Annotated in this window: 20 protein-coding genes and 4 pseudogenes; 5 read left to right on the top strand and 19 right to left on the bottom strand. The window is 53.2% G+C overall.

Translation table 11 applies throughout. From position 1 onward, the window contains the following. Window positions 1-129 precede the first annotated feature (129 nt). A complete protein-coding gene (locus ACOTSW_RS16800; RefSeq protein ID WP_003049965.1) occupies window positions 130-3,045 on the bottom strand; it encodes a Tn3-like element IS1071 family transposase in 2,916 nt (971 codons plus the stop codon). Between the two features lie 145 nt (window positions 3,046-3,190). On the opposite strand from ACOTSW_RS16800, the pseudogene ACOTSW_RS16805 reads away from it, so the two are divergent. The 4 genes and pseudogenes from ACOTSW_RS16805 to ACOTSW_RS16820 form a co-directional block, all read left to right on the top strand. After that, a pseudogene (locus ACOTSW_RS16805) lies at window positions 3,191-4,075 on the top strand (IS91-like element ISPps1 family transposase); the annotation flags it as partial. A gap of 26 nt (window positions 4,076-4,101) precedes the next feature. Continuing rightward, window positions 4,102-4,431 (top strand): annotated as a pseudogene (locus ACOTSW_RS16810) (IS6 family transposase); the annotation flags it as partial. Between the two features lie 227 nt (window positions 4,432-4,658). Beyond that, on the top strand, window positions 4,659-5,021 hold the full coding sequence (locus ACOTSW_RS16815; RefSeq protein ID WP_423680213.1) for a hypothetical protein: 363 nt from the start codon (window positions 4,659-4,661) through the stop codon (window positions 5,019-5,021). A 117-nt stretch (window positions 5,022-5,138) separates the two neighbouring features. Beyond that, window positions 5,139-6,269 (top strand): tyrosine-type recombinase/integrase, encoded by a 1,131-nt coding sequence (locus ACOTSW_RS16820; RefSeq protein WP_423680214.1) that lies wholly within the window; start codon window positions 5,139-5,141, stop codon window positions 6,267-6,269. Window positions 6,270-6,342: 73 nt separating this feature from the next. Here the strand turns inward: ACOTSW_RS16820 and ACOTSW_RS16825 are convergent, their stop codons facing one another. The 16 genes and pseudogenes from ACOTSW_RS16825 to ACOTSW_RS16900 all read right to left on the bottom strand — a co-directional run. Continuing rightward, window positions 6,343-7,317, bottom strand: a complete 975-nt coding sequence (locus ACOTSW_RS16825) for a hypothetical protein (protein ID WP_423680215.1) — start codon at window positions 7,315-7,317, stop codon at window positions 6,343-6,345. Window positions 7,318-7,658: 341 nt separating this feature from the next. After that, window positions 7,659-8,654 carry a ParB/RepB/Spo0J family partition protein gene (locus tag ACOTSW_RS16830; protein WP_423680216.1) on the bottom strand — a complete coding sequence of 332 codons (996 nt, stop codon included), beginning with the start codon at window positions 8,652-8,654 and terminating at the stop codon, window positions 7,659-7,661. Between the two features lie 16 nt (window positions 8,655-8,670). Next, window positions 8,671-9,729, bottom strand: coding sequence for a ParA family protein (locus tag ACOTSW_RS16835; protein ID WP_423680217.1), 1,059 nt, complete (start codon window positions 9,727-9,729; stop codon window positions 8,671-8,673). 320 nt (window positions 9,730-10,049) lie between these two features. Continuing rightward, window positions 10,050-10,307 carry a hypothetical protein gene (locus tag ACOTSW_RS16840; protein WP_423680218.1) on the bottom strand — a complete coding sequence of 86 codons (258 nt, stop codon included), beginning with the start codon at window positions 10,305-10,307 and terminating at the stop codon, window positions 10,050-10,052. After that, complete coding sequence (locus ACOTSW_RS16845; RefSeq protein ID WP_423680219.1) at window positions 10,304-10,474, bottom strand: hypothetical protein; 171 nt, start codon at window positions 10,472-10,474, stop codon at window positions 10,304-10,306. The genes ACOTSW_RS16840 and ACOTSW_RS16845 overlap by 4 nt, the downstream gene beginning before the upstream one ends. Beyond that, a complete protein-coding gene (gene rdgC / locus ACOTSW_RS16850) occupies window positions 10,471-11,577 on the bottom strand; it encodes a recombination-associated protein RdgC (protein ID WP_423680220.1) in 1,107 nt (368 codons plus the stop codon). The genes ACOTSW_RS16845 and rdgC overlap by 4 nt, the downstream gene beginning before the upstream one ends. A gap of 454 nt (window positions 11,578-12,031) precedes the next feature. After that, window positions 12,032-13,519, bottom strand: a complete 1,488-nt coding sequence (locus ACOTSW_RS16855) for an efflux transporter outer membrane subunit (protein WP_087756354.1) — start codon at window positions 13,517-13,519, stop codon at window positions 12,032-12,034. Further along, the gene (locus ACOTSW_RS16860) at window positions 13,506-13,979 is read right to left on the bottom strand and encodes a cytochrome c (protein ID WP_186886021.1); all 474 of its coding nucleotides are present in this window, start codon (window positions 13,977-13,979) and stop codon (window positions 13,506-13,508) included. The genes ACOTSW_RS16855 and ACOTSW_RS16860 overlap by 14 nt, the downstream gene beginning before the upstream one ends. Window positions 13,980-14,007: 28 nt before the next feature. After that, on the bottom strand, window positions 14,008-14,718 hold the full coding sequence (locus ACOTSW_RS16865; protein WP_423680221.1) for an ABC transporter ATP-binding protein: 711 nt from the start codon (window positions 14,716-14,718) through the stop codon (window positions 14,008-14,010). A gap of 1 nt (window position 14,719) precedes the next feature. After that, window positions 14,720-15,925, bottom strand: coding sequence for an ABC transporter permease (locus ACOTSW_RS16870; protein ID WP_423680222.1), 1,206 nt, complete (start codon window positions 15,923-15,925; stop codon window positions 14,720-14,722). After that, window positions 15,922-17,073, bottom strand: coding sequence for an efflux RND transporter periplasmic adaptor subunit (locus tag ACOTSW_RS16875; protein ID WP_423680223.1), 1,152 nt, complete (start codon window positions 17,071-17,073; stop codon window positions 15,922-15,924). Before ACOTSW_RS16875 ends, ACOTSW_RS16870 begins: the two co-directional genes overlap by 4 nt. Then, window positions 17,070-17,678 (bottom strand): TetR/AcrR family transcriptional regulator, encoded by a 609-nt coding sequence (locus ACOTSW_RS16880; protein ID WP_423680224.1) that lies wholly within the window; start codon window positions 17,676-17,678, stop codon window positions 17,070-17,072. The genes ACOTSW_RS16875 and ACOTSW_RS16880 overlap by 4 nt, the downstream gene beginning before the upstream one ends. A gap of 141 nt (window positions 17,679-17,819) precedes the next feature. After that, window positions 17,820-18,344 carry a YbjN domain-containing protein gene (locus ACOTSW_RS16885; protein ID WP_423680225.1) on the bottom strand — a complete coding sequence of 175 codons (525 nt, stop codon included), beginning with the start codon at window positions 18,342-18,344 and terminating at the stop codon, window positions 17,820-17,822. Between the two features lie 41 nt (window positions 18,345-18,385). Then, window positions 18,386-18,553 (bottom strand): hypothetical protein, encoded by a 168-nt coding sequence (locus ACOTSW_RS16890; protein WP_423680226.1) that lies wholly within the window; start codon window positions 18,551-18,553, stop codon window positions 18,386-18,388. A gap of 1,075 nt (window positions 18,554-19,628) precedes the next feature. Continuing rightward, window positions 19,629-19,838, bottom strand: a complete 210-nt coding sequence (locus ACOTSW_RS16895) for a hypothetical protein (RefSeq protein WP_423680227.1) — start codon at window positions 19,836-19,838, stop codon at window positions 19,629-19,631. Window positions 19,839-20,208: 370 nt separating this feature from the next. Further along, window positions 20,209-20,448, bottom strand: a pseudogene (locus tag ACOTSW_RS16900) (IS3 family transposase); the annotation flags it as partial. 1,293 nt (window positions 20,449-21,741) lie between these two features. On the opposite strand from ACOTSW_RS16900, the gene ACOTSW_RS16905 reads away from it, so the two are divergent. Next, on the top strand, window positions 21,742-22,182 hold the full coding sequence (locus ACOTSW_RS16905) for a phage integrase N-terminal domain-containing protein (RefSeq protein ID WP_423680228.1): 441 nt from the start codon (window positions 21,742-21,744) through the stop codon (window positions 22,180-22,182). Between the two features lie 11 nt (window positions 22,183-22,193). Here ACOTSW_RS16905 and ACOTSW_RS16910 read toward each other — a convergent pair whose 3' ends face one another. Both ACOTSW_RS16910 and ACOTSW_RS16915 read right to left on the bottom strand, forming a co-directional pair. Then, window positions 22,194-22,781 (bottom strand): IS3 family transposase, encoded by a 588-nt coding sequence (locus ACOTSW_RS16910; RefSeq protein WP_423682358.1) that lies wholly within the window; start codon window positions 22,779-22,781, stop codon window positions 22,194-22,196. Window positions 22,782-22,858: 77 nt separating this feature from the next. Next, window positions 22,859-23,093, bottom strand: a pseudogene (locus ACOTSW_RS16915) (IS3 family transposase); the annotation flags it as partial. Between the last annotated feature and the right edge of the window lie 113 nt (window positions 23,094-23,206).

The following is a 23,206-nucleotide window of genomic DNA, read 5'->3' on the forward strand; positions in this document are numbered from 1 at the left end:
TTCAGTGCAATAAGTGACGGTACGAAAAGCTAGCACTGGCGCGGAGGTGGTGTTGGTAGATCGTTGATTTCATTGACTTTCCTGTTCACTTTCAAATCTGCGATTCGTGGCGTCAAACCGTGGTCGGTTTCATCCATTGGTGCCAGTTATCGATGCATTTGGCCGCGAAGGCAGGATTTGGTCAGCATAGCGGTCAACCGGGAAGCGAAACACACCCCGCAAGTTGATGCTCTCCAGCCTGGTGGGCGCAATCTTCCCGATCAGTTCCGGTGGAATGACCTGGCGGCGGTTCGACCAGCGATCCAGGACCGCCTGCATCTGTGAGGTATTCCACGCCATCACGATGTTGGCCATCAGGCTCAACGCATCGGCCACAGCCTGCATTTCATCGACACGTTTGGCCTGCGCCGGGCTGATCCGGCCGGTATAAATGGCGCGCTTGAGGGCGTTAACAGCCTCGCCCCGATTGAGCACCCGGCGCAACTCGTTCCTGAAAGCGTCCTTGACAAAGTAGTCAGCCAAAAACGCCGTACGCAGCAACCGCCCCAATTGCACGCCAGCCTCATAGATTGGATCGCCCTGGGCGGCAGAACCGAACCGCGCAAGAGCTGCCACCGCACTGGCATGTCCGCTCATGACCGAGGCTGCCAGGTGCACCAGACTATCCCAATGCTTTTCGATCAAAGCGACGTCGACATTGGCTTCGCACACCGCAGCGATTTCTGCGGGCACTTTGGTGCCGCGTGGCACAAAGAGGTGGCGCTGTTTGAGTTCCTTCAACCGCGGGCAAAGATCAAAACCAAGCAAACGGGCATGTGACATGGCAAAGTCGGTGTAGCCATGGGTATCCACAGCAAGCTGGCTGGTCTCCAGCTTTTCTTGGCGGATGACACCTTCAATGGCCACGCCCGCCTGGCGCTCATTGAGCACAAAGGGCTGCGCATGGAAGATGCCCCACCGGTCTTTTACATGGGAGTAGATTCCAATGGAAGGTGTGTTGCGCCGAGGATCAAGCCGGGCTTGCCACACCCGTTTGGTGGTCTCCATGCTCATCATGTCAGAAGATGCCAAATCGGACCGCCCCCAGGTGGCGGCAATCGGGTGTCGCTGCATGAATTCCAGCACAGCCTGGCAGGCCTGGCTCAGACGCCGTTCGTCCCGCGCCCAGCGCATGGCCTGGCGAATGCTGGTGGCAGACAATTGCGGAATCATGCGCGCGCATTCGACCGCAGTCAGACTGGTGCCGTGGGCCATGATGCCGGCATAGACCATCAGCAGCTCGTCGGTAGAGCGCGGCTCACGTCCGAGCATGATCCAGCTAAAGCGCACCTGGGCGTCAACGGCCAGAATCACTTCCGGCAATTGAACCTCACCGATGCGGTGATCCAAAGCCGCGCGCAGCTTGGTCACTTCTGGGTCTTCGTCCTCTGCGGGCAATGGCGACAAATGGAGTTCATCATCCACGCGCAGTACGCCACTGCGGGCTGCAGCGGCCACCGCATCGACACCGGCAGTTACTCTGGCCAGCAAAGGCTTCAAGAAAGTGGCAGCCTTGCTGGGTAACGATAGACGGGCATAGTGTTTCTTGGACTCTGCCTGCCAACGCTCGTCCGTGAAGAACAAGCGCGCACGACCCCGAAAGCTCAGGCTGTGCTCAATCCAGACCGAGCCATTGCGCACCGCGCGGCGCAGGGCAAACAGGGTGGCCACCTCCAACGCCTGAAACGCCCGTTCCCGGTCTGGGCTGGAGATCGAAACCTGCCAGATCATTCCCAGACTTGGTGCCACCACTTCAACTGGCAGCTTTCTGGATCCTTTGAGATATAAAGCTTGCAGCTTGGCAAGGTACTCGATGGCAGGATGCTCGCCGGTGGCCTGCCAGGGCAGCTTTGCAATGGCGACGAGCAACGACCGCACGGGGCGAATTCCATCAATCAATCCCTCGCGGACCAGGGAGGCCCTGCTCGGTGGTTTGCGTTTCTGGGTTTCGGTGATCAAGGCTTCAAGACGGGCACGCAACTCAGCATCTGGCACCGCACCTTGCGCGCTCAAGGCAACAAGTTCGCCGAGCAGCGTTTTGTACATTGCGGCCCAATTGACGGTAGCGGGGACATCGGCGGCAGCCTGACGCCACAGATCGGCGATCCGGCGCTGCACCATAAGGATCAACTGGTCTGTGGTGGTGAACAGGCAATACCGAAGAAAGCATGCGACCTCCACGGTGCGCGCTGGCTCTTTGATCTTGGCTCCGGCTGAGGGCGGCCTGGAGACAAGTCGGCGCGCGTAGCGGCGCAAGATGAGATCGGGGATGTCTGCCAGGTGCTTATGAACGTCCAGCGTGTAAAGCAGGTCGATGCGCTCCAGTACCTCGCTGATTTGGCGGGTTGAGTGTTTCGCCGGTGCAGCCCATAGCCAACTCTGCTGGGTTTGTCCATCTGGGCGCAGCTCTGAAACTGAGGCTCGCCAGCGATCAAGTGTTGCTGGATCAACGCTGGCGGCGATGGCGGTGCCTGTTTCAACTTCAAGCTGGGCAAGTGCCGCCGCAATCAGTGTCCGAATTGCCCGCTCGTGCACGATCACCAGCTTGTTCTTGTACAGCCATTGACGCGCCCGCACGAGTAGCTGATCGCGGTCGGCGCAGCGCGCCACTTCGTCGCGCAGTTCACGTACCAGTGAGCGGCGCTGGTGCTCGCTCATCCACTGGAATCCAAGGACCGTGCAGGCTACTTGTTGGTGATCGAATAGCGTGCGCCCGCGTTCATACATGGCTCTCAGCGAGGCGACTTCTGGTGCTGCAATGCCAAGCTCGTTGCCAAGGTGGCGCCACAAGGCTACTGGAATTACCCGAAAGGCACCGAGCAAACGCCCACTCATGCGCAGGAAACCAATATGGAGCGCCAGACCAAGCTTGTGGGAATCACCTCGGCGTGCATTGATTGCGTCGCGCTCGGCACCATCGAAGGTGAAAAATGCCTTCATCTCGAAGTCGCTGATATCGCGGGGGAGCCCACGCATCCCCAAAAACGTTGTGTGCCAACCCTGCATCGTGAACCTCAAAAGTGGGAGGCCACCATACCCGTTTACAAAGCGAACAGGAAAGTCAATGAAATCAACGGTCTACCCAGACCACCCCCGCGCCAGTGCTAGCTTTGCGTACCGTCACTTATTGCACTGAAAACGAGGAGACCCCCTCTACCAAATGGTAGCCGAGCACTACGAGACCTGGCTAGAGTTGGCCAGCGCGGGTCAGTTCGACGGCCAGGGCGACCACCACACCCCCAAGCCCTTCGTGCGCAAAGCGTTTGCCAAGTATCTTGAGTGCGGCATCTTTGCCCATGGCTTTGCCCGCGCTCGCTGCGGCGACTGTGGGCACGACTACTTTGTAGCCTTCTCCTGCAAAGGCCGGGGAGTCTGCCCCTCGTGCACCACGCGGCGGATGGTGGAGACGGCGGCACACCTGAGCGACCACGTTTTCCCCCGCCTGCCGGTGCGCCAGTGGGTGCTCTCCGTGCCCAAGAGGTTGCGGTACTTCATGCAACGCGACGGAGCGGTGCTGAGCATGGTGCTGCGCATCTTTCTGCGGGTGATCGCACAAACTCTGCAGACCCACAGCCCCGGTGCGGCCCATATGGACAAGGCAGGCCTGCACATCGGTGCCATCGCCTTCATTCACCGATTCGGCTCCAGCCTCAATGAACACGTCCACTTCCACGTTTGTGTGGTGGACGGGGTGTTTGAGGAAGTGGAGGGCGAGGGCGATGCTGATGCGACCCCTCGAATCTCATCGCCGGGTGTCATCTTTCACGCGGCCACCGGCATCGATGCGGCTACCGTGGCCCCAGTGCAGACCACACTGCAAAAACGCATCCTGCGCGCCTTCGTTGCTCGGGGCCTGCTGGAGAACTGTGACGCCAAAGACATGCTGGGCTACAAACACAGCGGCTTCTCGGTGGACGCCGGTGTCTGCATCGAAGCCCACGACCGCGCTGCGCTGGAGCGGCTGCTGCGCTATTGCGCGCGTCCACCGTTTTCCATGGAGCGCCTACGCAAAGAGGGAAGCAAACGGTTGTGTCGCAATAAGCGGATCTGGTAAAGTTTGGTATGGACGATTTTCGCAAAAGCCTCATCAAAAGTACCCTCTGCAAGGTTCTTAAACGACTGCATTATCCGTTGGAAGTCATGATGCTTTGTGTGCGATGGTACGTGGCATACCCGTTGAGTTTTCGTCACATTGAAGAAATAATGCAAGAACGCGGCGTTGTCGTTGATCACGCCACGGTACATCGCTGGGCTGTGAAGATGTTGCCTGTGCTGGCCAAGATATTTCGTTCACGTAAGCGCTCCGTAGGTCGGAGTTGGCGCATGGATGAGACGTATATCAAGGTGAAGGGTCAATGGAAATATTTGTACCGAGCCGTTGACCGTGAAGGGGTCGTCTCAGAAAACGGAAAAAATCGTACGCTAAGCATGCGCGGAGGCTGGTATCCAGCGTTATAAGATCGGAATGGACACGCCGAGGTTTTTGGCCACGTCCTTGGGCTCCAAAGGTCAGCCTTTGTCCAAAGCTGAACAGTTTTATAGTTTAGCTTTTTAATTTTCCGGACTCTCGCCACATTTTTTGTCCGTTCTACCTTATTGCGACACAACCCGACCGGCGCATGGTCGAATCTGAAGACCGAAATACGGAGGCGCTCGCGCGCTTAGTACAGCAAGTGGATAAAGTTCACGAACGCTTAGACGAGCTTAAGGCAGAGACTGGCTCGCAAATTGCAGAGGCGATTCGGCCCTTGAATGAGAAACACCAGTCAATGTCGCGGGATCTGGGAAATGTTCGCGCCGATCTGGACGGCTGGGTGAATCGTGGTAAGGGAGCATGGTTTGTCGCATCGATCTGCGCGGCTATTTTTCAATCGTTTATTGTTGCCGCGTTGCTGTGGGCAGTTGCTGAAATTAAAACGCTGCACGACTGGCGCATCTCGGTGGACGCGATCAACCGGACGGAAGAACGGCGACCGAAATAACCGCCTTCCTGCTCAAAATACGAGATTCCGTCATGAATCTCGTATGTTTGCTCTGGTGTCTAAACAGGGACTTGTTCTATACTTCAGGAACCCCTTACCCTGACTTGGAGCCTCTCCATGGATACCTTGCCTGCTTTGCGTTCAGACAGCACTTCGCCTGCCTTGGCGCAATCGTCCCATCCTCCCCTTCCCCCCCCTTTAATCTTGGCGCGCAATGACCGCGAGATTATCGATGCCTGGCTGTCTCGTCCTGGCTTATCAAATGCGACGGTAAAAAACCTGCGCAAAGATGCCGGCCGCTTTTTGCTTTGGATAGAATCGCGCGGCCTTGGTCTGCGTGATGTTCGCTTTGAAGACCTGATTGCGTACTCTGAATTTGTAATGAATCCGCAGCCGGCCGATCTCTGGATTTCTACCGCGAAGTGGCCGCGGCATGATCCAAGATGGCGGCCGTTCTCTGGGCCACTGTCAGATGCGTCGCACAAGAAAACGCTGGAAACAATCAAGAGCCTGTTTTCGTGGTGCGCGCTGGCGAGGTACCTTGAGGTGAATCCTGCGGTGCTGCTCGGCCGGATAAGTGCGCCTCGCCGGAGCAGTGTCGAGCGGTACCTGCCGGCGGAAGGAATAGGCCTATTGCTGGACGCTTGCGATGGTCGGCCGCAAGAAAGCTGGCGTGACATTCTCAAGGTCGCCCGTTCTCGCTTCCTCATCCATGTCTATTACGGTACCGGTGCTCGCCTGCACGAAATCAGCAGCGCAACGATGGATAGCTTCCGCCCTGACCATAAGGGTATGTGGTGGCTGCACGTCATGGGCAAGGGTGGCATCGAGGGGAGTATCCCTGTCTCGCTGGATCTGCTTAGTGAATTCAAGCGGTACCGCTCTGCGTTTGGACTTCCTCCACTGCCTAAGCCTGGCGACACGACTCCGCTGATTTTGCCAGTGACTGGCGCGGTTCGCCCTGTCGCTGATTGCTCAATTCATCGAGAGGTGAAAGCTGTTATGACCGATGCTGCGCGCCTTGCCGAGCTCGCCGGCGATGACCGCCTCAGTATTGCCTTAGCCAGCGCTTCTACGCATTGGCTGCGCCACTCTGCAATCACTCATCAGCTGGACGCGGGTGCGTCGCTCAAGACGGTACAGAAAAATGCGCGGCATTCATCGATTACCACCACATCGCTGTATATCCACAAAACTGATGACGACCGTCATGCTGAAACAGTCGCGGCTCAGAAAAAGGCGCGGTAAGTTATCCACCGAAATTGTGGGTAACTTTTGCTCTTTCCGCATGGGGCGTGGCTCCGGTCGGTGATGTCAATTTTTAGGCTCCCGTCAAAATCGCAGCCTCGCGTTCCGCTGTTGCCAGAACCAGTCTGCCTGTTTCAATTCCCGCTATCCAATCGGTTAAATCGTTGAGCGGTACCGTGCCGGTCTTGGCTCCGGTCACTTGGGCAAATCGGCAGGCGCTGTCGATCTGGTAGAGCAGGGTTCCGCTTCTGTTCGTCAGGGAAACGCCTTTAAACCGTTCACGGAAGGCTTTAGCTTTCGCTTTGGCAAGCTGCTCTGCTTCCCTGCCTTTCTCGCGCCGTAGGGCTTCTGCTGCGATGTGCGAGTAATCGACTGTGCTGTTGGCCAGCTTCCGCAACGTGCAGAAAAGGTGTTCGCCTTTGAGCTTGGCCAGATATTCTCGGCAGGCTGTTGCGATGTCGCTGAGGCGCTTGCCTTTCTGGGTTGCAATCTTCATTAACTTAAAAACTCCAGCGAGGCTCAGTCCGTTTCCTGTCAGCCATTTCAAATCATCGGGCAGTATGCTTCCTCGCGTCGCTGGTTGTTTCTTTGGGATAGTTGGTTCAGTTAACGTATGGCCGTCTGACAAATTATCATCCGGCTCCCTGTGGATATCGTTGTTTTCTGCCTCGATCAAACCCAGCAATTCTGCCGCTTTTTTGGTCAGGCGAATGCGCGCAACCGCAAATCGTCCGTTCCGGCTTTTTCGTTCCTGGCTCATGACTTCGATCAGCCCGTGTTCCTTGATGGCGCTCATGTGGCGATAGACCGTGCGCTCGTCGATGCCTATTCGGCTGGCGATGTGTGCTTTGTGCGGGAAAATTGGCGCGAGTGGGTCGCTCTGCTTAACGTACCTGCAAATCTCCGCGAGTGTGTCTTTCACTCCCCGTGACAGGCCGATGATGTGCTTTGCGTTATCGAATGCTCTCAGTATCCTGACTGGCAGGTTGCGTGACTTTGGTGCTGAGATGCTGATCGCTTCCCCTTTGGATAGTGCTTGTACGTGCATGGTGCTGCCTTTCTGCGTTTTTCGCAAAAATCTCATTGACGGCAACACTAAGGGGAGATATATTGAGGTTTCTGACTTCTTTTCTCCCCAGAGCGTGTCTGGTGTATGTGTTTAGTGAAAAGATCCAAAAAGCCACAACGCCAATTGTGGCTTTTTACTTTTCTGGTGCTGAATCCTACTGTTTCATCTCGCTCTCCAATTTATAAAACTTTTATATTCTGCTCAGACCGATCGGTTTATAAAACTTTTATATTCCCTCTCGGCGGTGCATTTATAAAACTTTTATAAATGTTGTCTTCGGGCGGTTTATAAAACTTTTATATTTACCTGGTTCGCTCGCTTTATAAAACTTTTATATTTTCTTCTGCTCGGCTTCTTAATGCCTTGAGTATCAATTCTTCGATTTCCTCTGCACTGATTTCGGTCGCCTTTATCCTGATCGCAATCTCTTTGCCGGTCGTCTTTGTCGTGAATATTGGACGGCCGCTGCGGTCGGTAATGACTGCCTGATCATTTTTTGCGATGGCCTTGCTCTTTGCCTTGAGCATTTGCTCAACCCATGGCTTGATTGAATTCTGGCTTGCTCCGTCCTGCAATCTCATTACGGCGGATTCAATCAGTGCTCCTTCCTCTGGGTACGCTTTCAGCAGCGCGGCGATTGTTTGGCCGCAGCTTGCATTAAATAACTCAGGGTTATGGTTGAGCATGTCTAAGATGTTCTGGGGCAGCTTCAGCATGTTCATTCGCATCGACACCAGCGCTTGGCTGGTGCTGAAAATATTGGCGACTTCTTGCTGTGTGCTGGCATACCGGTCTGCGAGCGTTTCTTGGTACATTTTCGCTCGTTCATAGTCGGTCAGGGTGACGCTGCCTTCATTCGACACCATGGCCGAGAGCTTTGCGGCCCTGTCGTCTTTGATGACTACGTCGGCATCAATCTCTGTCCAGCCTATACTCCGCGCTGCGCGTGTTCTGCGGTGGCCTTTGATTAACTCGAAGCGACCGGACGGTTTTTCGCGCACGGTAATGACTTCCTCTTGGCCAGCGGCCGCGAATGAGTGCGCTAGGTTGTCGATTTCTTCTGCGCTGTACACCATCCTCGGCTGGTACGGACTGTCATCGATCTGGTCGAGGCGGATTCTCCGTCGGGTGCTTTGTGCTGGCTCTGGGGTGGCTGCGTGGTGGGCTTCTGTTACTAGCGGCAGCGGGTTATCTTCCGCTGAAACGGTGGCGATGAAGTTCTTGTCGCTGGCAGTATCCAGTGCCGGAATCGCTCCGGTGCTTACTAAGCCTGAAAACTTGATTTGTTTCTTCTGTGCGCCGGTCTTGTTGTTCATGTTTGCGCTTTCATCATCATGGTGCGGTCAGTTTGACGTTGTAAAGTTTGGCGAGTGATTTCGTCACATCGATGATGTCTCTCGCTCCTACGCTGTTCGGCTCTTTCTCCAAAACAGGCGCGGACTTTGTTATGTCATCGAGGTCGGTTTCCCGCAGGAATCCTACAAAATCTCGCACTATCGTGTCGTTCATGTACTTGCCGTAATCGGTACCGAGCTTTTCGATTGCTTCGACGTGGCTCTGGTACGACTGCCTGTATCGGTTCGCAATAATGTGAAGGCCGAGCGGGTGCTTGCGGTCTGGGTATGATCGGTTAATTTCTTCGATGTTGGATTCCAGCCCTTCAATCGCCAGCACAGATTGTGCTTCCGGCATGACGACCGCCGTCACCAGCTTGCTGGCAACTAAGAAGGACGTGGTCAAAATCGACGTGTTCGGTGCTGAATCTATAATGACAACGTCGTACTGCTTAAAGAAGTCGCTTTCCTTCTCCATCAGCCGGGCGAATAGGTGCTCTCGGTTCATCGCTCCGATCATCCACGATTCGACGTTGCTCAGGGTAATGTCGGCAGGTATCAGGTCGAGCATGCCTTGGTCGTAGATCGGCACAACGGCCTCGCGTATGCGGGTTGGCTGCCCCTTGGCCAGCCTTTCCATGAGGTTGCCTATGTGCGTCAGCGGCTGGTTAATGTCGAACCCAAGCTGCTTACTCATTGAGCCTTGCGGGTCGCCTTCGATCAGCAGCGTTCGGTGTCCGAATTGTGCAAAGCATGTCCCGACGTTGGTCGATATCGTTGTCTTTCCTACTCCGCCTTTTGACATGCGAAATGGGATAAGCGGGGGCATGTCTCGCGCTGAAGTGGGCGCGATGTTCATGACTGTCTGCCGGATTTTGCGGATTTCATAAGGCAGGTACAGCTTGTGCCGGTTGGCGTCAGTGGCGTCTTTCGTTCCGACTCCGGCTTCTTTTGCCAGTTCCCGGAACTTTTTATCTGTGTCAGTGAAGCCGACAAACTCTTTCGCCAGCTTCAGTTTGATGCCTTGGTGCTGCCGTATTCCCGCTTTCGCTTCCATGCAGATTTCTCCCGTAATATCGAGCATTTCGACGAATGTTAAATGGGCGGCGGAACATTTGCAACCAATTTTCACGAAAAATAGGCAACGCGAATAAAAAACGTGCCGCCGTTGCTTTTCCGTATTTTGATTATTTTTTACCCCTTGAGCACATGCGGCGTCGTATTTTCTCCATATCACTCTCAACAAAAAGGTGCTGCAGGCATTGGTTGTCGGTCGCTGGCTGCTGGACGATGACGATTTCCGGCTTCGGTGTGGGGGTCGGGCTTTGGTTGCTCCAAACTGCCCCAGCCGTAAAGGATAGGGCAGTTGCGAGGCCGTTAATGACTAAACTTTGAATCTTCACGTTTAACAATCCCGCACAGCTGCTTGAGTTCTGAAATTGCCAGACCAGATGCTTCGTGCATTGCGATCAGTATCGTGGGGCCGATATCGAGCTTGTGGCTTCTTAATTTGCTAATGACGGGCGGCGCAACAATGAGAGCCCGTGCCAGCGCGGCATCGTTCTTCAGCCTCATCGTTTTGATTAAAGTGTTCAGCAGGTGGTTGGTGCCTGGCTTTGTGTGTTCGTCAGTCATTCTTCATTCTCCTGGATAATTTGTGTTATTTGCTGCTCTGTCAGTCCGGTTTCTTTCGCTATGCGCTGAATTGCGTAAGTGGCGAGGTGCTCTTGGCCAGCCTTCAGCAGACTCATCAGATTGCGATATCTGCCGATCACATTGTCTTTGCTAATAATCGACGTCATGCTGCTGCTCCCGCTAAAACTGTCCGGCTGCCGTTGGCCGCCATCGGGCTGATGATGCCTTGCATCTCCATCTTTTCCATGAGGTGCGCGGCGCGGTTGTACCCGATACGCAGATGCCGTTGAACAAGTGAAATGCTGGCGCGGTCGTTGCTGATGACGATCTGGGTTGCCTGCGCGAGCAGTTCATCGTCGTTCGCTGAATTTCTGACGGCTTCTGTTTCCTGCACTAGATCGGTTTGCTGATTATTCTCTCCACCAAGTGCGAACGTGACCGCTTCCAGCATCTGGTTGAGCTCGCCGGTCATTAATGCAAAGTCGGCGTCAAAGCGATCACCTTCATTGGCTCCTTTGTCTTTCTGTTCTTCGATAATGTCGAGTGCCTTCACTTTCCGGATGCTCAGGGTGGCATCGAGCACAAAACTGATGCGGTCGTTCCATGTCAGGGCCAGCTTTTTGCATTGCTTGCCTGCACCGATGTGCCGTGCGACTTCGGCTTCATCAAGCGTGTGGCGAACGTACCGGACGGTCGCTTTGTCCTCGGTAACCGATGATAGCTCCGCTTCCTGGTCAATCGTGAAGCCTGCCGGCGCTTCATTTTCTGTCAGCCAGCTGGTCATTGCACTCGACGGCGCGGTTTTGACTGAGAACCCGCTGATTGGCAGGCGGTCGATTGCCTTGAGCATAACCTTCATGATTTCGTCTGCCTTCGTTGGGCTTGCTGTGTCGACGACGAGCCAGCCGTTGATCGGGTCGATCCACACCTTTACGTCGGTGATTGTGGTGAAGGCTCGCGGCAGTAACTCGTCGCGGGTGCGCTCTTTGATGTCTTTCATCGCCTTGCGTCCTGGAGCAAATCCTTGTTCCTCGGCGATTGCGGCGGCACGTTGCTTGGCTACTTCGTTGACGACACTCGCTGGCAGCAGCTTTTTCTCGGTGCGGAAATTCAGCAGCCATTGCCCGTTGCTGGAATACACAAAGTCGCCGTCTGGGCGTGGGTATGTCCAGCCGTAGCTTTGTTCCTCAGATGCCCCGCAGGGCGTGAATTCAAAGCGAGCGAGCATGTCTGAGAGCGTTTTTGCGTCCATGTTCCAGTGCTGCGTCAAGCGATTATGTTGATTTGCATTTAAAACTGACCCACCTTTTGCATTGAATATTGACCCACCCTAGATGTTCATATTACTGGTTTAGGTTGTGGATAACTAGTTGTTTTTTTCTCCTTTTCCTCCAAAGGTCAGCCTTTGTCCAAAGCTGAACAGTTTTATAGTTTAGCTTTTTAATTTTCCGGACTCTCGCCACATTTTTTGTCCGTTCTACCTTATTGCGACACAACCGTGTTTCTGGAGCGGGCGACACAGGTTGCGCGCGGTCCTGGCAGCTCCCCGACGCCAGTATGCTGCAGTTTCGTGTCCTCGTTGGCCTGGGAGCACATCTACGGGACCGGATATTACATTTGAAGGAAGAGCAAGAAGGTTGATGAGAAAAATATCGGCCGCTGCGGACTTCAAGAATCGGTAACAGGGCTTAGCGCCCGATTTTTTCCGTTTTCCCTATTCTCCCCTAACTGACACCACCTCCCAGGGCCTGATATAAAGCAACACTATCGACTAGGCGTTGTGCCTGGACCGCAACCATATTGATCCGGATTGACTGTGCCTGTTGCTGCGCGATGAGCAGTTGCAGGTAGCTGGCCGCGCCCAGCCGGTATTGCCGCTCGACCGACTGCAAGGAGGCCTGTGCAGCCATATCAGCGGCAGCGAGGGCAGTCAAAGTTTGTGCATCGCTTTCCACCGCGCGCAGGGTGTCGGCGACGTTACGCAAAGACTCCAATACGACGCTCTGGTAATTGGCTACGGCGGCATCAAAAGCGGCGAGCGCCGCTCTTTTTTCAGCGGGTAGCCCTGGATTAAAAAGAGGCTGGGTGAGCTGCGCAACCAGGCCCCACACTGCCGAGCCACCACCGAACAGGGCACCGGTGGTCAGCGCCTGAGAACCAAGGTTGGCGCTCAGGTTGATCTGTGGGTAGAGCTTGGCGACAGCCACACCATAGTCTGCATTGGCCGCATGCAACAGCGCCTCTGACGCCTGGATATCCGGTCGGCGGCGCACCAGTTCTGAGGGCACGACGAGCGGCATCTCGACGGGTAGAGTGAAATCGGCCAGAGTGAAGGCCGGGATGCCACCCGTGCCTGGGGCACGACCGGCTAGCACCGCCAGTAGATGTTCGGTTTGTTGCAGTTGTTTACGCAGCGCAGGCAGTTCTGCCCGCGTTTGCTCCGCCTGAGCTTGTAGGCTCAACGCTTCATCAGGTGAGGCCTGACCGATACGCACGCGTTCATGGGCTAGGCGCAGTTGCTCATCCTGCACGCGCAAAATGGCAGTAGTGGCTTCTAGTTGCGCGGCGAGGCGTGCTCGGGTAATGGCAGCGGTTGCCATGTTGCCGGCAAGGGCCAGGCGCGCAGCATTCAGTTCGAAGCGACGGTAGTCGGCGCGAGCAGCCAAGGCTTCGAGTGCGCGCCGGTTGCCGCCAGCCAGATCGAGGTTGTAATGCACGCCAACGCTGGCGTTGTAGAGGCTGAATTGACGTGCGTCTCCGCTCAACCCTTGGCTACTGGGACTCATTTGCTGGCGCTGAGATCCCAGTGCGACATCTACCTGTGGATATTGCGTCGAGCCCGCCTGTGCGGCAAGAAGCTCCTGCGCGTGTCGCAAATTGGCGCTGATGCTCGCCAGCGTCGGGCTGACATGGAAAGCTTCGTTTATCAGTCCGTCGAGTGCGGATGAACCCAAGCTTTGCCACCATTGCGTTTCGATCGGAAGCCCTTCGACTAGACGTTGTGTTTCGCCGAACTGCGTGGGAGCGGACGCGGTTCTATCAGCCACTGGTATTGCAGTGTAGCGAGCCACATCGGGTGCGGTGGGACGCTTAAAATCAGGGCCAGCGGCGCAGCCGGCCAGACCGGCGGTGATCAGACCAGCTACCAGGTAAGTTGCCGCAAGCCGTCTTTCGAGGCTGATGGGGCGCTGGCATGTTTTAGCGTGCTCCATAAAAATGCTCCACGAAAGGTTTACGGAAAGCTTGGTGGCAGCCCAAGCAGCTTTCCTGCACGTGGGCGAATGATTGGATCACCGCCTTGCCGTCGCTGCTCGCAGCAGCCAGCTTCATGGCCAGCGCCGCCTCGTGAGTCTGCGCGTCAAAGTTTCTGAACTTGGTCGCATCAGCGCCGAGGTAAGCAAGGATGCGCATTTTTTCAGTAAGCGGTGGCTCGGGGTGTGCAGCAACTTTTGGGGCGAGCTGAACGACCTGAACCCATTCCTCCTGCGAAATCGCACCGGTAATAGCCTGCATGTTGCGCCCGAGTTCCTGCATGATCTTGCGTAGCGCCAGTGGCTTAACCTGGGTAGCGTCACCAGCCCAAACTGGCAACTGAAAACCCCATAGAAGCAGGCAGGCCGTAACGGTCAGGGTGATAGTTCCAAATGCGTGGCTGTGTTTGCGGTGGGTCATGAAATTCTCCTGTAATTCAATCGTTCTCTCATTCGAATCCTCGCCCTTCGCCCGCTTCCTCATGGGTCACGCCGTCGCGGATGTGGTAGATGCGCTTGAAAGTGGGGATGATCTTTTCGTCATGGGTGACGACGATGATGGCGGTCTCGAACTTCCGAGCCATGTCATTGAGGATGCGGATTACAGCCATGGCGCGCTCACTGTCTAGTGGAGCTGTGGGCTCATCAGCCAGGATCACCGGAGGGCGATTGACCAAACCTCGCGCAATGGCGACCCGTTGCTGCTCGCCACCGGAGAGTTGCGAGGGCATGGCGCGAGCCCGGTGTTGCACATCGAGCGCGGTGAGCAGTTCCAGTGCCTTCGCGCGCGACTCTCCATTCGCGACGCCTGCAAGCATCGGCAACAGCGCCACGTTGTCGGTGACATCGAGAAACGGAATCAGGTATGGTGCTTGGAAAACGAAACCGATCTTGTCGCGCCGCAAGGCGCGCAAGTCGCGGACTTTCCAGCCATCGTCGTAGATCACTTCATCGCCCAGCGTCATGCGACCAGCGGTCGGTTCGATCACCGCCCCCAGACATTTGAGCAGCGTGCTCTTGCCGGACCCGGAAGGGCCGATCAGCCCCACCACTTCACCTGGCGCAACATGCATATTCACGTCTTTCAAGGCAAAGACAGCGGTGTCACCATCGCCATACCGCTTGCTCAAACTTTCGATGTGGATGCCTTTGCCACTCATCTCAACCTCCAATGGCTTCGGCCGGATCGACCTTGAGTGCCATGCGAATGGCGACGATGCTGGCTAGAACGCAGATCACGAGCACGGCGAAAAAACCGGCGATGGAGTCGAACGGCATCAGCAGTACGTACTTGGGAAACAGCGGCGCTGCGAAAGTGGCTGTGATCTTGCCGACCACGAAACCAATCACGCCCAGGGCGATCGCCTGCTGCATGATCATCGCGGCGATAGTTCGGTTGCGTGTGCCGATGAGCTTCAACACCGCGATCTCGCGGATTTTGTCCATCGTCAGCGAATAGATGATGAAGGCAACGATGGCCGCGCTAACGATGGCCAGAATCACTAAGAACATGCCGATCTGCTTGGCCGAGGTGGCGATCAACTTGCCGACGAGGATGTCTTCCATCTGTGCCCGGGTGTAGACCGTCAAACGCTTCCAGCGCCGGATGGATTCGGCAACCTCGTCCGGCGTATGGCCAGGTTTCAGTGTGACCAGTACTGCATTGACGAACGCGTTGGTGCTCTGTGAAGCAATCACGGCATCCAGCAAACCTGGAACACCGGGTCGATTGAAAGCCGGGTTGGCTTCGGTGCGACGCCGGCTTTGCCAAAGGGCGTCGTTGTCCTTGAGGAACTGAGCCTCTTGGGCATCCTTGAGCGGAATGAATACCATCGGGTCGCCGCTGGACGACACCATGCGCCGTGTCAGCCCCACGACGGTGTAATGATTTCGGCGAATGGCAAGACGATCTCCCAGTTTGAAGCCGGTGGCGATGTCGGCCACCGCCTCGTAGTGACCGCGCGTGATCTGGCGTCCAGCGACGAGATAAGGAGGCCATCCGGGTGTAGCCCCCAACGCGCCGGGCGCGATGCCGACCACCATGGTGCGTACATCACTCTCGCCCTTGCGTACCTGCATGGTCAGGTAGGTCACGTTCGCTGCCTGGGCGACTCCCGGCATGGCGAGGATGGCGCGATACACGTCATCGTTGAGGCTGGACGACTCCGCATAAGGACCCAGAGTATCCTTTTGCACCACCCAAAGGTCGGCGCCACTGTTGTCGAGCAGCGCCTTGCCGTCGTCCACCATGCCCCGGTACACCCCGGCCATGACCAGGGTGACGCCGATCAGCAGACCCAGCCCGATGCCAGTGAAGACGAACTTTCCCCAGGCATGGAGAATGTCGCGGCCGGCAAGGCTGATCATCGTGACACTCCTGGGATATGGTCGACCACATGGATGCGGCTGCGCGCCGTCAGTGCCTTTTCGCTATAGGTCACAATCTGGTCCTCATTCTTGAGCCCTTCGCGCACCTGCACGTAACCATTGAGGTCGGAAGCACCGAGCTTGACCGGGGAGAAATGCAGATCACCATCCACGATTTGCCAGACACCAACTTTGTCGCCCTCACGCTGGACGGCAGCGTTGGGGATCAGTGGAGCGGCCGGGAGCGCCGGCAAGTCAACCGTGACTTCGGCCAGTTCACCCACCGGTGGCAAAGGTTCTGGTTTGTTATCGAATGTCACCTTGGCAAGCGTTTCCTCGGTTACCGCGTCGGCCTTGGGTTCCACCCGCAGCACGCGACCTTTCAAGGTCTGGCCACCACGCGAACGCAGGACGATATGAGCCGGCAGCCCCCCAGCCAGCCCCGATGCGCTGATCTGGTCGAAGCGCACATTGATCCACAAACTCTTGGGGTCGATCACTTCCACCACGGCCTGGCCCGCGACGATGGTCGTGCCGGGATCGGCATCGCGCACGGCGACTACACCGTCGACCGGCGCGATCAGGCGCAGATTGCTCCGCTGCGCGACGAGTCCTTCGCGGTCGGAGCGTGCCCGGGCAATATCTTCCCGAGCGGCGGATAGGGCGGCATCGGCGATCTGCAGTTCCTGCCGCTTGGTGGTGACGATTTCCTCGCTGGTCGAGCGCACCGCAAACAATTGCTCATAGCGGCGCGCCTGGGTTTGCGCGTAGGCTTGCCGGGCTTCTGCCTCGCGCAAAGCCGCTTCCGCCCGCTTGAATACAGACTCCTGTGAGCGCACCCGATCATCAAGGTCGACCGGCTCCATCTCGCCGAGCACCTGTCCGGCCTTGACCTGGTCGCCTACATGCACCTCCAGGCGTTTGACGCGCCCGGCAAACGTCGGCCCGATCTTGTAGGTGTAGCGCGCCTCCACCGTGCCGATGCCGAACAGCGCCGGTGTGATAGCCCGTGATTCCACGCTTGCCACCGTCACAGCGACCGGGGCGAGCGGCCCTGATCGCAGACCGACATAAATAAAAAGCACCAGCAAAGGAATGATGACGGCAAGCAGCGCCAGGGTGCGGCCTTGCAAGGGTAACTTTTTCATTGCGCACTCCTTATGCCACGCCGATAAATTGCAAAGATGCGCGGCGCATCGCGGTGCATACGTCCCACATCACCCGCCAACAGCGATTGCATGACCAAGCCCTGGATCGTGCCAATGAACAGCGTTGCCGCCGCCTCGTTGTCAAGCGAGGGAGACAACTCGCCGCTGGCCTTGCCTTTCTCGATGAGACGATGCAAACGTTCGCCGTAGCGCTGAATCAAGGTTTGCACCATGCGCTTGGCCGGTGTCGATTCGGCACGCTGAAGCTCACCAAACATCATTCTTGGCACGCCTGGGTGCTCAGCTACGAATTCGATATGACTCATGAACATCGCCTCCATGGCTGCCAAGGGCGACTCGATTCCTTGTGCGGATCGATCGATTCTGGCTAATAGGCGCTCTGCTACCCACTCCATGACCGCCTGCCAAATGGCTTCCTTGTTCGGGAAGTGCCGAAACAGCGCACCCTGGGTCAAGTTCATGTGTTTAGCGATAGCTGCAGTGGTTATCTCGCTTGGGTTTTGTGAACCGGCAAGCGCCACGACGGACTCGACAGTTACGGCACGACGTTCATCGGCCGGCAGATGCTTTGGATGGGTGTCCACGAGCACTCCTTGTAAGATAGTAATTGATTATTATCTTACCACAAGAGGCAACTCAAACAAGAGAAAACCCGACGTACTCGTCAATATCTAGAGTCTGCAATGGGCTTAACGTGCTTTATTTTCCGTTTTCTGAGACGTCCCCTAATTTAAAAATGTATTGGGCGGCATGCCGATATCGTCATTACTGCTACTGTTTTCATTCACTTCATCGTCATCATTGTTATCAGCATCATTTGCAAACTTGATCATGCCATCGCAGTTTCGGCTTTCGACGATGTGTTCTAACAGTTCTGCGTAGCGGATGGTGACTTTCATTAATTGCGCAAGATTAATGCCTTGCACAAAGCTCATGTAATACATCACCAATAAATCATCATCCTTATCCAGACTAAAACTAGCCAGAAATAATTCAGAATTAAACCGCTGTATTAAGCGTAATTTGCTCTCATATGCACGCGACGGGTCAAGCGGTAAGAAAGTAGAGAATCTGAGAAATTTTCTTTGATCATCAAAGTAAATCCGAAAATTCAGACCTGCTCCGGTCACCAATAAAACCGAAGCGTCGTTCCTGTTAACTTCTTGCTTAACCACTTCGATTCCGCTACTTTCAAGGTGGTCTGTAATGGTTTGCAGATTGACTTGGTTTTCTTCTAAAAATTTGATCATTATCTTTATCTGATAAAGTGAAATCGTTTAAGTTGTATTTATTAAGCCTGATATATCAGGCGACCGCTGTCATCAACAACTCGTACCTGCATGTTCGGATGTTGTTGTTTTAATTGATCTGCACGCATAATTGCACTGCGCTCACTGTTGTCCTTCATGTAGGTGTGCCAAAAACTTGTATTGGATGGGCGTTGCTGAGTGCTGTACATAGTCATCTCCTTACGTAACGATATAGATTTATAGCTGTTTATTGCGACAGAAGATGTCGCTTTGAATGGTGCTGACTATCTGATACTGATGACGCAGCGGCCAGGCAGTATGACTGTTGATTTGCATTTAAAACTGACCCACCAAACGGCCTAATTTGCATCGAATATTGACCCACGTTTAAACGCTATCCTGCTTATTTTGCGAGCAGGAGAATGGAGTGATAGGTTATCGCTCGCCGGTTCAATATCTGGAAGACTGGATGAAGAAACAAATTCAAGAGAATCTGGCTGCATGACATTCACCTGATGGTGAACTAATTACCGAGGGAAGCTCAGACCTCTACGCGTACCACTTTTTTCGATGACTCTCATTCATCACTTTAATCGTGAATATTTTTATCAATTTTCATGTCTCCCAAATTAGCTTTTCAGTTTTAGTAAATGAGCTTCGCTGATGCTCATGTCTACGGCATGGCATCAGTTACTATTTTGTTTGATTTTTTTAAAGATACCTGCTGAACCTCACCTTTTGATTCTAAGATCAATAATCTCTAGTTAATTTTAATGCCTAAAAGACAATGAAAAAGGAGATGACATCCCTGTTTTATCTCACCTCTGCGAGTCTAATAATACTAAGGTGAGATCGGATGTTGAGATTATTTCACCTTTTAGTGAAAAAAGTTATTTAAAACGCAAAATATAAGATATTTAAATACTAAATTTGCAATAAATAGCTTTCACAATTCGAAAGGTGAGTATTTACGGGGAGCTTTTAATTTAACTATGAACTTTTTTTAAGACTAATACCTTGAAAGGTGAGCTTTTACGGGAAACTTTTGTCTCGGACTCCGAAACTAGTCTCGGAGTCCGAGACTAGTTTCGGCGCCGAGACTACTCAGAAATTCGCTTCTCGGCTTATGGGAATGGGCTTTAACGTAGAAATACGCTTACACAAATCTTGAGACGCACCTTATATTGATCAGACCGGTCACCGTGAGTTCGTTTCACAAAATCTCGTCAAGGCGATGAAAATCGCCCACTCAACACTTAGAAATGCAGAACTTATGTTCCATCGTTAGTGCAGTACTTTTGGAATATCCCGGACATGCTCTGCTGCCATTCTTGCACAGACATAGTTTCCCTCATCTGTCAGTTCAGTGACTCTTGCTTCACCTAACTCGCGTAGCAATTGTGGCGTAATTGCATCCAGTTTTCTTTCCAGTAGTTTTTCCCAGAGTTGCTTTTCATTGTCCTCAAATTGGACCGTTCCATTCGTCACTAGCATTTCATTACTCCGTTTTTCATTAGCTGGTGCCAAGCGTAGCAAATAGCTACTCCTTGTCAAATGAGTTCAATAGCTACCAAAGTAATAATAAAACTACTTGCAGAATGGTGTTCGTTATTCGGTTAGCTCTATCTTTTGAAGAGCCAATTCGATGTGTCCTGAACATTGTCTGATTGAATTGCGAAGGACAATTGTTGAACCATATTCTAAGATTCAAGATCACTTGACCCGAAACCGAGAAGATATGCATTCCGTGTTGGCCGATGCGGTATGTCATACCATACCTTAAAGAGCAACTTGAATCGCCACGAGTTCCCTAGACACTCGCCAGCCGTTCGAAATACCGCTTTTCGTCATTCATCGGCGATAGCTACTTGCAGAAACTATGCCGACGTTTCGGATTGTAGAACATCTCAATGTAATCAAAGATATCTCACTTTGCATCTTCCCGTGTTTCATACGCTTTTCTGGGTATCCGCTCGCGTTTGAGTAACTGGAAAAAACTTTCAGCCACCGCGTTGTCATGGCAGTTTCCACGTCGGCTCATACTCTGCTGCAGGTTATGCGCTTTGAGGAAGTCCTGCCAATCATAGCTGCTGAATTGACTACCTCAATTTTAAATTCGTCGGTATATCGTTTGTTACTCATCACTTCTCCTATTAGCCTAAATTATAGGCTGGAGAGTGTCTACATTACTCGTGGCGATTCAGTCCATGTAAAAAACACCAAATACCCCCGGCAAAAATACCGAAAGGTTACATTCTAAGGTGGAAACTATTGGACGCTGTTTTACCGCCACCTGATAACACCCATTAAACCAGTTAGATTTGCCTTAAATTTTTGGTATCGGACACTATTTATTGCATCATTTCTCGCTAACCATGAGAACTCATGGATACTTCATGGTTAGGTCATGGATGAAATAGATTGGAGTTGATGGTAAAAATGCAAGTCATGGTTACTCCATGGTTACTTCATGGACAGGTCATGGATGCAATCGATTGGAGTCGATAAATAAACCGCAAGTCATGGTTACTTCATGGGTTGGTAGTGCATGCTGCTTTTTTAAATTTTGACCGTTTGTGATGTATGACGATTCAAAGTCGCGATAGCAGATGATTTGTCGAAAGGCATGAAAATAAAGTGCTGATTTCGCATGACAAATGCATTACTGTTCATTATTATCCAGATTGCAGTACAGAATTCTCGCTGGGAAACTAGCATCGTCAAGGGCTCAATGCCGCATTTTCAGTCTCTCGTTGTTTTGCTTCTCGTCTTGTTTTCCGCTCCAAAAATGGCAGCGGATTTTTAAAAAAAAACAAGAACTTAGAAAAGCAAAGAGTGAGGGAACCAAGACAGTGATAAATATTGGCTCTCCGGTGTGTTTTCAAGAATTCTTCGGAATTCTCGAAATTGTAAATACACAAGCCAACTACACACTACAGTCACAAAAACACAGGATGACATTCGCTTCAGTGCGAAATTGTTGGGAGGTTGGACACAATCGCGTGCTCTGACAAACTTCAATTCACTCATCCTGCACGTCGGTCCGATTAAAACGACTGATGTGAACATTCCATACCGGGTTCCGCGTACCTGACACAAAACGCATGGATTCACAGCGATGCAGAAGTATCGACTTTCTATCCAAAACTCAGACAGCTTTGCAGTGCAGTTGCGACACCTCAGTGTGAAAACGCGCGCCAGCAGAAGTTGTTTGTAGATTGGAAAAGTAGTCGGAGCATCGTTGTGAAAGGGATGTGACCTACACCAAACCTAGTGCCAGCTGGGTTCGGTAGTGCCAAATTTATCGCTAAAGAGCCCTGGCCACGCTGCAAGCCGTCCGACCGACGTTACAGGTCAAAGAATTCGTTAAAGAAGCAAAAAACAAAAAGGAGTAGTCATGGCGTTAATCTACGATTTTGAGGTGGATATAGCGGGAGCGAAGCTCAATAACCGAATCAAAGACGAACTGCGCTCGCTGTTTAGAGACAATCTTGCAAAAGCACACAGCAAGAGTCGGATTTCGCATCAGTCGCTCGGCGTGAAAACACAGCGCATGCGCTCGTTATGCATGATTGCAGCAATAGAGATTTTGCAGAACGTCGGCAATTTTCGATTCGAAAGTCTGTCTGCATTAAAAGAAAAGCACATTCACTACCTGTTAGAGCACTGGATCAGTAAAAACCACACCCGAGGAACGCTGGAAAACAAGATCACCTATCTTGCAACACTGGCAAGTTGGCTCGGTAAGGCAAATATCGTGAAGTCTGCGGAAGAGTACGAACAGTTGAAGTCGCTGGAGAATCGTACTGGAGCGACTGAGGTCGGTTGTAAACAGTAGAGTCCAACGGTTTAGGCGGCTATCTGTTTTTCATAATGTTGTTGCATAAACGCGGCAGGCGACAGATAGCCAAGGCGAGCCTGCTTGCGAATTCTGTTGTAGAAGATCTCGATGTACTCGGTGATTTCACGTTTGGCATCCGTACGAGTCGCGAAACGACGGTGGTGGACCAGCTCGTTTTTGAGTGACCCCCAGCAACTTTCCATCGGCGCGTTATCCCAGCAATTCCCTTTGCGACTCATGGAAACCTGCATGCCAAACTGGCGCAGCAATCGCTGGTAGGCATGCGAGCAATACTGGCTGCCGCGGTCCGAGTGGTGGACAAGCCCTTTTTCCGGTCGTCTGGCGGCAATGGCCCGGAAGAGCGCCTGCATCACGAGATTTTGTGTCATTCGCTCATCCAAGGCATAGCCAACCAGTTCACCATTGAACAAATCCTTGATGCCTGCCAGGTAAAGCCAGCCTTCATCGGTTGCGATGTACGTGATGTCCGTCACCCAGGCGCGGTTTGGTGCCGATACCGCAAATTGACTACAGCTGCGATTGAAGCACTGTCCGTGACCCGCTTGACGGCAAGTTCCTTGAACTCGGTCGTGTATGCCTGTTTCAGTATCTTTTTCATTTCTAGTCTTTCCAAAGTAACGTTAATTTTACGTCACCTATGGCAAACTAAATTTCAGGGGAAGCTCAGACTATGTCGACGCAGACGATTATAAAATAATTCGATATAGTCAAAAATATCAGCTTTGGCATCCTCTCTAGTTGAGTATATTTTCTGTTTAACTCGCTTCTTCTTTAAGCTACTAAAAAAATTTCGCGACAGCATTGCCATAACAATTGCCGCGTCGACTGATACTTGGAACAAGGGTATGCTCCTTACACAAGCGAGCAAAATCATCACTGCCAAATTGGGGAAATTCAACCAGTCATCACATTACTACATTATTAAACTGATATTTGATAAGAACCGAATCATACAATCAAACCGGCGTTCACCACCGCACAAAACCATCCGCCATGCGAT

The sequence above is a fragment of the Undibacterium sp. WLHG33 genome (assembly GCF_049544815.1).
GTDB lineage: Bacteria > Pseudomonadota > Gammaproteobacteria > Burkholderiales > Burkholderiaceae_D > Undibacterium.

What these genes read in the sequence shown, in the direction of transcription:
- ACOTSW_RS16800 (WP_003049965.1), bottom strand. Translation starts at nt 3,045, where the DNA reads ATGCAGGGTTGGCACACAACGTTTTTGGGGATGCGTGGGCTCCCCCGC.
- ACOTSW_RS16815 (WP_423680213.1), top strand. Translation starts at nt 4,659, where the DNA reads ATGGTCGAATCTGAAGACCGAAATACGGAGGCGCTCGCGCGCTTAGTA.
- ACOTSW_RS16820 (WP_423680214.1), top strand. Translation starts at nt 5,139, where the DNA reads ATGGATACCTTGCCTGCTTTGCGTTCAGACAGCACTTCGCCTGCCTTG.
- ACOTSW_RS16825 (WP_423680215.1), bottom strand. Translation starts at nt 7,317, where the DNA reads ATGCACGTACAAGCACTATCCAAAGGGGAAGCGATCAGCATCTCAGCA.
- ACOTSW_RS16830 (WP_423680216.1), bottom strand. Translation starts at nt 8,654, where the DNA reads ATGAACAACAAGACCGGCGCACAGAAGAAACAAATCAAGTTTTCAGGC.
- ACOTSW_RS16835 (WP_423680217.1), bottom strand. Translation starts at nt 9,729, where the DNA reads ATGGAAGCGAAAGCGGGAATACGGCAGCACCAAGGCATCAAACTGAAG.
- ACOTSW_RS16840 (WP_423680218.1), bottom strand. Translation starts at nt 10,307, where the DNA reads ATGACTGACGAACACACAAAGCCAGGCACCAACCACCTGCTGAACACT.
- ACOTSW_RS16845 (WP_423680219.1), bottom strand. Translation starts at nt 10,474, where the DNA reads ATGACGTCGATTATTAGCAAAGACAATGTGATCGGCAGATATCGCAAT.
- ACOTSW_RS16855 (WP_087756354.1), bottom strand. Translation starts at nt 13,519, where the DNA reads ATGGAGCACGCTAAAACATGCCAGCGCCCCATCAGCCTCGAAAGACGG.
- ACOTSW_RS16860 (WP_186886021.1), bottom strand. Translation starts at nt 13,979, where the DNA reads ATGACCCACCGCAAACACAGCCACGCATTTGGAACTATCACCCTGACC.
- ACOTSW_RS16865 (WP_423680221.1), bottom strand. Translation starts at nt 14,718, where the DNA reads ATGAGTGGCAAAGGCATCCACATCGAAAGTTTGAGCAAGCGGTATGGC.
- ACOTSW_RS16870 (WP_423680222.1), bottom strand. Translation starts at nt 15,925, where the DNA reads ATGATCAGCCTTGCCGGCCGCGACATTCTCCATGCCTGGGGAAAGTTC.
- ACOTSW_RS16875 (WP_423680223.1), bottom strand. Translation starts at nt 17,073, where the DNA reads ATGAAAAAGTTACCCTTGCAAGGCCGCACCCTGGCGCTGCTTGCCGTC.
- ACOTSW_RS16885 (WP_423680225.1), bottom strand. Translation starts at nt 18,344, where the DNA reads ATGATCAAATTTTTAGAAGAAAACCAAGTCAATCTGCAAACCATTACA.
- ACOTSW_RS16890 (WP_423680226.1), bottom strand. Translation starts at nt 18,553, where the DNA reads ATGTACAGCACTCAGCAACGCCCATCCAATACAAGTTTTTGGCACACC.
- ACOTSW_RS16895 (WP_423680227.1), bottom strand. Translation starts at nt 19,838, where the DNA reads ATGCTAGTGACGAATGGAACGGTCCAATTTGAGGACAATGAAAAGCAA.
- ACOTSW_RS16905 (WP_423680228.1), top strand. Translation starts at nt 21,742, where the DNA reads ATGGCGTTAATCTACGATTTTGAGGTGGATATAGCGGGAGCGAAGCTC.